11 protein-coding genes are annotated in these 8,592 nt (G+C 44.3%); all 11 read right to left on the reverse strand.

Translation table 11 applies throughout. The features are described from left to right. Position 1: 1 nt before the first annotated feature. The 11 genes from nuoK to Q0K96_RS10445 all read right to left on the reverse strand — a co-directional run bounded on the left by nuoK (position 2) and on the right by Q0K96_RS10445 (position 8,376). Positions 2-322: an NADH-quinone oxidoreductase subunit NuoK gene (gene nuoK, locus Q0K96_RS10395; protein ID WP_223054338.1), complete on the reverse strand. Its 321-nt coding sequence runs from the start codon at positions 320-322 to the stop codon at positions 2-4. Between the two features lies 1 nt (position 323). Beyond that, positions 324-830 (reverse strand): NADH-quinone oxidoreductase subunit J, encoded by a 507-nt coding sequence (locus Q0K96_RS10400; RefSeq protein WP_223054339.1) that lies wholly within the window; start codon positions 828-830, stop codon positions 324-326. A 1-nt stretch (position 831) separates the two neighbouring features. Continuing rightward, on the reverse strand, positions 832-1,377 hold the full coding sequence (nuoI, locus tag Q0K96_RS10405; RefSeq protein WP_297333928.1) for an NADH-quinone oxidoreductase subunit NuoI: 546 nt from the start codon (positions 1,375-1,377) through the stop codon (positions 832-834). Positions 1,378-1,431: 54 nt separating this feature from the next. Next, on the reverse strand, positions 1,432-2,463 hold the full coding sequence (gene nuoH, locus Q0K96_RS10410) for an NADH-quinone oxidoreductase subunit NuoH (RefSeq protein WP_297333929.1): 1,032 nt from the start codon (positions 2,461-2,463) through the stop codon (positions 1,432-1,434). A gap of 2 nt (positions 2,464-2,465) precedes the next feature. Further along, positions 2,466-3,509, reverse strand: coding sequence for a 2Fe-2S iron-sulfur cluster-binding protein (locus Q0K96_RS10415; RefSeq protein ID WP_297333930.1), 1,044 nt, complete (start codon positions 3,507-3,509; stop codon positions 2,466-2,468). Positions 3,510-3,616: 107 nt separating this feature from the next. Continuing rightward, a complete protein-coding gene (gene nuoF / locus Q0K96_RS10420) occupies positions 3,617-4,984 on the reverse strand; it encodes an NADH-quinone oxidoreductase subunit NuoF (protein WP_297333931.1) in 1,368 nt (455 codons plus the stop codon). Positions 4,985-4,986: 2 nt separating this feature from the next. Beyond that, a complete protein-coding gene (locus tag Q0K96_RS10425; RefSeq protein WP_297333932.1) occupies positions 4,987-5,529 on the reverse strand; it encodes an NAD(P)H-dependent oxidoreductase subunit E in 543 nt (180 codons plus the stop codon). 71 nt (positions 5,530-5,600) lie between these two features. Next, positions 5,601-6,836, reverse strand: a complete 1,236-nt coding sequence (locus tag Q0K96_RS10430) for an NADH-quinone oxidoreductase subunit D (protein ID WP_297333933.1) — start codon at positions 6,834-6,836, stop codon at positions 5,601-5,603. Positions 6,837-6,863: 27 nt separating this feature from the next. Continuing rightward, complete coding sequence (locus Q0K96_RS10435) at positions 6,864-7,385, reverse strand: NADH-quinone oxidoreductase subunit C (RefSeq protein ID WP_297333934.1); 522 nt, start codon at positions 7,383-7,385, stop codon at positions 6,864-6,866. Between the two features lie 7 nt (positions 7,386-7,392). Then, positions 7,393-7,944 (reverse strand): NADH-quinone oxidoreductase subunit B, encoded by a 552-nt coding sequence (locus Q0K96_RS10440; protein WP_297333935.1) that lies wholly within the window; start codon positions 7,942-7,944, stop codon positions 7,393-7,395. A gap of 66 nt (positions 7,945-8,010) precedes the next feature. Beyond that, entirely contained in the window at positions 8,011-8,376 is a 366-nt protein-coding gene (locus Q0K96_RS10445; RefSeq protein WP_297333936.1) for an NADH-quinone oxidoreductase subunit A, read from the reverse strand. Positions 8,377-8,592: the final 216 nt, after the last annotated feature.

The following is an 8,592-nucleotide window of genomic DNA, read 5'->3' on the forward strand; positions in this document are numbered from 1 at the left end:
GTTATCCTTTTAGTTTCTTTAAGTTATCGATATCAATGTTACTGATGTTCCTGTACACAGCTACCAGTATGGCAAGCCCTACGGCTACCTCGGCTGCTGCAACTGCCATAGAGAAGAACACGAAAACCTGCCCTGCGGCATCCTGGTGGTAAGTAGAAAAAGCTACCAGCAAAAGGTTAACGGCATTCAGCATAATCTCTATAGACATGAACATTACAATGGCATTCCTCCTGTAAAGAACCCCAAAGGCACCCACACAAAACAATAATGCAGAAAGGTATATATAATTGTCGATGCCTATCTCCTGTAAGATATTTTCCATATTAGTTGTTGATGTGTTCTTTTTTAGACAATAGTACTGCCCCAATCATTGATACCAGCAGCAGTACAGAGGCAAACTCAAACGGAACCATATAGTCGTTAAGCAATACCTGTCCTAAAACTTTGATAGACTGGTAGTCCTCTCCCGATACTTCATAGGTATATCCTGTTTGCTGTGCTTTTATAAAAGCGGCAAGCAGTACAAGTGCTACAAGGCAAAATGATATAACAGCCGCAAGCCGCGACCACAGGGTTTTATTTTTTTCGTCTTCCTTATTCAGGTTCATGAGCATTATCGTAAAGAGCATCAATATCATGATAGCCCCCGAATATACTATTATGTGTACTATAGCAAGGAATTGTGCATTGAACATAAGGTAATGCCCGGCAATAGAGAAAAAGCAAAGCACAAGGTAAATAGCGCTGTGAATAGGGTTTTTACTGAAGATGGTTAAAAACGCAGTCGCTAATGTAAAGGCCGATAAAATATAAAATAATGTTGTTATCATATTAATTAGCCGCTTGGTTTTGAGTGTTCTTAATAGCCATATCTAAGGGCATAACCAGTTTATCTTTACCATAAATAAAGTCTTCCCTGTCAGTACTTGGCTTAACCATAACCCTGCTTTTGGTAAGGTAAATAGCCTGCTTAGGGCATGCCTCTTCGCAAAGTCCGCAAAAAATGCAGCGCAGCATGTTTATTTCATAAATAGAGGCATATTTTTCTTCCCTGTAAAGGTGCTTTTCTTCCGGAGTCCTTTCGGCAGCCTTCATGGTAATGGCTTCTGCAGGGCATGATAGTGCGCAAAGTCCGCAGGCAGTACAGCGCTCACGGCCTTCTTCATCACGCATCAGCATGTGCTGGCCCCTGTAAACCGGGCTTAGCGGCCTTGCCTGCTCCGGGTAGCGTATGGTTACCTTTTTCTTGAAAAGGTGCTTTATAGTAATCATCAGCCCCTTAAAGATGGCAACGAGGTAAAGGCTCTCTGCAAAGGTCATCTTTTTGTTAGATACCTCCTTCTTCCTTCCCGATAATGATACGGTTTCTATTGACATTTCTAATATTGTTTAACCTGAGTTCAGGTGTTTGTAAAATCTCTTGCCTTAAGGTTAGTCGGCTAATAAAATTACCAGGCCTGTTATAACAATGTTGGCTATGCTAAGCGGAATAAGCATTTTCCATCCCAGGCGCATAAGCTGGTCGTAACGGAACCTTGGCACTGTCCACCTTACCCACATATAGAAGAATATAAAGCCGCAAAGTTTAATAAACAATGCCATTATACCTAAAATGTTGGCGATGTTAATGCCCCAGTTGTTCTCTACCCAGTCCATACCCGGATAGTTGTAGGCACCAAAGTAAAGTACGGCAAGTATGGTAGATGATATAAACATACTCGCATACTCCGCAAACAGGTAAAAGCCCATTTTCATAGATGAATATTCAGTATGGTAACCACCAATAAGCTCGGCCTCACACTCGGCAAGGTCAAAAGGGGTACGGTTGGTTTCCGCAAACGAACACACTAAAAAGATAAGGAAGCCAACGGGCTGGTAAAATACATTCCAGTTCATGCCGCTTTGCCCTGCCGCGATTTCGCGAAGGCTAAGCGTCCCTGTCATCATAATTAGTGCAATGATAGACAAGCCCATCGCCACTTCATACGATATCATTTGAGAGGAGGCACGCATGGCACTCATAAGGGAGAACTTATTGTTAGAAGCCCACCCGCCAATCATGATGCCATATACACCTACAGATAAAACACCAAATACATATAGTATTGCCACATCAATATCGGTAGCCTGTAATATAATATCGCGGCCAAAAAGGTGCAGCCTGTCACCCCACGGTATAACAGCGCTCGTCATAAGCGCAGTAGCCATAGAGATGCCCGGGCCTACTATAAAAAGGAATTTATTTGGCGTGTTAGGGAAGAACTCTTCTTTGGCAAACAGTTTTAAACCATCTGCAAGCGGCTGTAAAATTCCACCTTTACCGGCACGGTTAGGGCCTATACGGTCCTGAAGCCATGCGGCTATCTTACGCTCGGCAAGGGTAGAGTACATTGCCATTAGCATGGTAAGGGCAAATACCGCAATTATAATAACACTTTTCTCTATAATTATAGCCTGATCCATACCTATACGTTTCCTTCTTTAAGTTCTTTCATTTCTTCAGCGTCAAGCGGAACATCTTTCATACTGATCTTCTTCCTGTCTATATCGCGCCCTAAAAGGATATTCTTTTCAGTCTCGATTTTAACCGGCTTAAGTTCCCTTGTATAGTTATTCTGGTTGATAACCGAATCTTTCTCAAATTTCCTCGGCCCTTCAATAACCCAGTCAGCCGGGTCTTTATGCTCAAAGCGGCACTCGTTACAGATGAATTCTTCTACTTCGTGGTACACATCCTTACGGGCAGTTACCCTTTGTATCTCATCACCAAACATCCAAAGTGTGGTCTTGCCGCAGCATTTGTCGCAATCCCTGTGGGCGTTGTACGGTTTGTTGAACCATACCCTCTGCTTAAAGCGGAACGTTTTATCAGTAAGCGCGCCTACCGGGCAAACATCAATCATGTTGCCGCTAAACTCGTTATCAATAGCTTTCGATATATAGGTAGAAATCTGCGCGTGGTCGCCACGGTTCATTACGCCGTGCACCCTGCCGTCGGTAAGTTGGTCGGCAGTCATAACGCAACGGTAGCACAGTATGCAGCGGTTCATGTGCAGTTGTATGTACGGCCCTATGCTTTCAGGCTCAAATGTGCGCTTCTCTTCAATAAAGCGTGTTTTGGCAGCACCATGCTTAAAGCTAAGGTTTTGCAAATCACATTCGCCTGCCTGGTCGCACACAGGGCAATCCAGCGGGTGGTTGATAAGCAGGAACTCAGTAACTGATTTCCTTGCATCCAATACCCTTTCGGATGAGATGCTTTTTACCTCCATACCGTCCATAACACCGGTTACGCATGATGCCATCAGCTTAGGCATAGGCCTTGGGTCGGCCTCGCTGCCTTTGCTAACTTCTACTAAGCAGCAACGGCATTTACCACCGCTTCCTTTTAGTTTAGAATAATAGCACATTGCCGGCGGAACGGATTCGCCGCCTATCATTCGCGCAGCCTGCAGGATGGTTGTTCCCGGTTCTACTTCTATACTCTGGCCGTCTATTGTTACTTTCATAATTTCAGCCCCCTAACCCCCGAAGGGGGAATTATACAGGTTAAATTTTATATTCTTATTCAGTGAGCCTTTGTTCACCTCCACTTTGGGGAGGCCGGGAGGGGCGTTTATACCTCCTGTTTCGCTACCAGATGCTTTACCTTTTCAAAAGGTTCAGCTACAAAGTGGTCGCGGTTCTTTATCTTTTCAGGGAAACGCACGTGGTACTCAAACTCATCGCGGAAGTGGCGTATTGCCGCCGCTACCGGCCATGCCGCAGCATCGCCCAGCGGGCAGATGGTATTACCTTCTATTTTGCGTTGTATGTCCCATAACAGTTCAATGTCTTCTTCACGGCCGTAGCCTGTTTCTATGCGGTGCAACACCTTTTCAAGCCAGCCTGTACCTTCGCGGCAAGGCGAGCACTGCCCGCAGCTTTCATGGTGGTAAAACCTCGAGAAATTCCATGTGTTGCGCACTACGCAGGTAGTGTCATTATACACAATAAAACCACCCGAACCCAGCATAGACCCGGTTGCAAAGCCACCGTCGCTAAGCGATTCGTAGCTCATAAGCCTGTCGTTGCCTTCAGATGTTTTAAATATTAGATTAGCAGGTAAAATAGGCACTGATGATCCTCCCGGAACCAATGCTTTTAATGGCCTGTCATCCATCATTCCGCCAAGGTATTCGTCAGAGTTCATAAACTCATCCACACCAAGGCCCAGTTCTATTTCATATACGCCCGGGTTTTTGCAATGCCCCGATGCTGATATCAGTTTTGTTCCTGTAGAGCGGCCAATGCCTATTTTGGCATATTCTGCACCGCTGTTATTTACTATCCACGGCACAGCGGCTATACTCTCTACGTTGTTTACCACGGTTGGGTTAGCCCATAAACCGCTAACCGCAGGGAATGGAGGTTTTATCCTCGGGTTACCCCTTTTACCTTCCAGCGACTCTATAAGTGCGGTTTCCTCGCCACAAATGTAGGCCCCGGCACCGCAATGTACATGCAGGTCAAGGTCCCAGCCTGTACCCATAATATTCTTGCCAAGCCATCCGGCAGCGTAGGCTTCTTTAATAGCATTCTCTAATATGCGGTATACCCACATATATTCGCCACGGATGTATATATAAGATAAGTTACAGCCGAGTGCATAGCTTGACGTTATCATTCCCTCAATTAAAAGGTGGGGAATGTACTCCATAAGGAAACGGTCTTTAAAAGTACCCGGCTCCGACTCGTCGGCATTGCATACAAGGTGCCTTGGCTTACCCGATTTTTTATCGATGAAACTCCATTTCATACCGGTAGGGAAACCCGCACCGCCACGGCCGCGCAGCCCCGAAGTTTTCACTTCTTCCACTACCTCGTCCGGCGACATGCTTTTAAGGGCTTTCTCCACAGAAGCATACCCGCCCATTTTGCGGTATATTTCATAGGTTTTTATACCCGGTACATTTATGTGTTCTAATAATATTTTGCGTCCCATTGTTATTGTGTAATGGTCATTTTATGTAAATCTATTTTACCGGCACGGCAGTCTTCTATAAGCTGGTCCATCTTTGCTTTATCCAGTTTTTCATAATAGTAGTCGCCCAGCTCAAGCATTGGCGCATAGCCGCAGGCCCCCAGGCATTCTACGCCTACCACCTGGAACAGGCCGTCGGCCGTAACCTCGCCAACCTTAACACCAAGTTTGTTGCAGGTATATTCCATAAGGTCTTCGGCACCACGCACCGCGCAGCACGATGTACGGCAAAACTCAAACATATATTTGCCGATAGGCTTTTGGTTATACATTGTATAAAACGTTACCACCTCATATACTTCTATAGGTTGTATCTCAAGCATTTCGGCAACTTTATCCTGAAGCGGAACACTAAGCCAGTTGTTATGGGCATCCTGTACTTCGTGCAATACCGGCAGCAAAGCCGATTTCTTTTTATCGGCAGGGTAGTGGCTTAACAGCTCATTTATCCTGGCCTGAAGCTCAGGTGTAATGTTTATGTCCTGGTGTATGTGACTAACTTCCATACGTTAATTTTCTGTTTTGAATTTCGAACTTTAAAATACAAAATTCAGAATTTATAATTTAAAATTACAATTTAAGCATCAAGCTCTCCGGCAATAACGTTAAGGCTCGATAGTGTTGCAATGGCATCACTCAGCATCTGGCCCTTTATCATATCATTAAATGCCTGGTAATATATAAAACACGGCCTGCGGAAGTGCAGCCTGAAAGGTGTGCGGCTTCCGTCGGTTATCAGGTAAAAGCCCAGCTCTCCGTTACCGCCTTCTACCGCATGGTATATTTCGGTTTTTGGTACAGGTACTTCACCCATTACAATTTTAAAGTGGTAAATAAGTGCCTCCATGTTGTTGTAAACATCTTCTTTAGGAGGCAGGTAATAATCAGGAACGTTTGCGTGGAAAGGCCCTTCAGGCATCTTATCAATTGCCTGGCGGATAATTTTTAAGCTTTCCCAAACCTCTGCGTTACGCACGCAGAACCTGTCATATGTATCGCCCGATTCTCCAACCGGGATATCAAATTCAAAATCTTCGTAAGAACTGTACGGCGTCATAACACGCACATCATAATCTATACCCGCAGCACGAAGGTTCGGGCCGGTAAAGCCATAACTTATTGCCTTTTCGGCAGAAATTGGCCCTACACCAATGGTGCGGTCCATAAATATCCTGTTGCGCGAAAGAAGGTTTTCAAACTCTGACCAGATGCCCGGGAATTCGTTAAGGAATTCATCTATCTTTTTCCACACGGCAGGGCTCCAGTCTCTTTCAAAACCGCCAATACGGCCCATGTTGGTCGTTAACCTGGAACCGCATATCTCTTCGTATATTTCGTAAATTTTTTCCCTGTACTGAAAAACATAAAGGAAACCTGTAAGTGCACCTGTATCTACACCTAGTACAGAGTTACATATAATATGGTCGGCAATACGTGCCAGCTCCATAATAATAACCCTCATATACTGTACCCTTTTCGGTACTTCAATGTCAAGCGTCTTCTCCAGCGTCATCCACCACGCCATGTTGTTAATGGGGGCAGAGCAGTAATTCATCCTGTCGGTAAGTGGTGTTATCTGGTAAAACGGCCTGTTCTCGGCAATTTTTTCGAAAGCGCGGTGAATATACCCTACTGTACCCTCGCCATCAAGCACCCTTTCACCGTCCATAAGCAATATGTTCTGGAAAATACCGTGCGTTGCAGGGTGAGTAGGCCCCAGGTTAAGTATAGACAGTTCACTGCCATCCTCATTCTGCCTTTTCTTGATCATCTCGGCATAGCGGTGCTCCGGTGGTAATAACAGGTCTGACATTTATATTGAATTATTTCAGGTTCATTATTATCTATTGTCTATTGTCCTTCCAAAGAAACGGTCGTCTTTATCAGTCCTTCCGCCGTCTTCAAGAGGATATTCTTTGCGCATCGGGAAAACGTCCATCTCATCCATGTTAAGGATGCGCTTAAGCTGCGGGTGGCCATTAAACACAATGCCGTAAAAATCATACGTTTCGCGTTCCTGCCAGTTGGCGCTTAAAAACAGGTTGGTTGCCGTGTCTATTTCGGGGTTGTCTCCGTTAAGGTAGCTCTTAAACCTTATGCGCACGTTGTCTACCCAGTTATGCATGTGGTATGCTACAGCAAACTGCCTCTCCTTCTCATTATCGGGATAGTGAATGCCGCACACGTCAGTTAAGAAATTAAAGCGCATTTCGGGGTCTTCTTTAAGAAAACGCAGTACTTCATTAGCGCTTTGTGCAGCTACTTCAAAAGAAAAAATGTCTTTTATCTGGATAAATCCGGTAACACTGTCGCCGAATTTTTGCGTAAGACTGTCTTGGATAACAGATGTTTCTAAAGCCATACTGTCTTTATGAAATATTATATGATGCCAAAAGTTCTTTATACTCCGGCGAATTCCTTCTTCTTACAGATTCTGATTTTACAATTTCCTGCAACTCCATAATGCCTTCCAGTATCTGCTCGGGCCTTGGCGGGCATCCTGGAACATAAACATCTACCGGTATAACCTTATCTATGCCCTGCAGTACTGAGTAAGTATCAAAAACACCACCCGAAGATGCGCAGGCGCCTACGGCTATAACCCAGCGTGGCTCGCTCATCTGCTCATATACCTGGCGTAATATTGGTGCCATTTTTTTAGCAATGGTACCCATTACCAGAAGCATATCTGCCTGGCGTGGTGAAAAGCTCATACGCTCTGAACCAAAACGGGCCACATCATAATGAGAAGCCATGGTTGCCATAAACTCTATACCGCAGCAGGAAGTTGCAAAAGGCAGTGGCCAAAGCGAGTTAGCACGTGCAAGCCCTACCACCTCATCCAACTTAGTGGCAAAAAAGCCCTGCCCCTCTACACCGGCAGGTGCATTAACCATTTTTATATCTGTTGATTTGCTCATTTTTCTTAATTTTTGATTACTGCTGTATAGGTCGCAAAAAGCGTTCCGAACAGGCAGTATTTCAATTTATTCCCACTCAAGCCCTTTTTTCTTCATAACATAGAAGAAGCCTACGATAAGCAGCAGCATGAATATGCCCATTTTAAGGAAGCCCTCCATGCCCATAGCGCGGAAGTTTACCGCCCACGGATACATAAAAATAACCTCTACGTCAAACAAAACAAAGAGTATGGCTACAAGGAAATATTTAACAGAAAACGGTATGCGTGCGTTACCTATAGATTCTATACCGCACTCAAAGTTTTTGTCTTTGTTTACAGAATTGCGTTTTGGGCCAAGAAAGTTTGAAATGGCTATTGTGCCCCCCACAAAACCTACAGCCAGCAGCAATTGCATCAGTATCGGGAAATAGTCTACCTGGGTAGTCTCCATTTGTCAGCTAATTTTAGTAAATAATTCACAAATATACACGCGAAACTTTAAAATGAATAATCCTTTTTAAATTGTATTGTTCGAGCGGGTTTAATTTTTATTTAGAATGAATAAATATTGTGTTGATGACAGGATGTGCTAATCTTAAAAAAATATTTTTATATCAATTTTACATGACTGTTGTTGCTATAATTAGTGTTATATGCTCTCTTGGTT

This window comes from Flavobacterium sp., from assembly GCF_024305175.1.
Taxonomy (GTDB): domain Bacteria; phylum Bacteroidota; class Bacteroidia; order Flavobacteriales; family Flavobacteriaceae; genus Flavobacterium.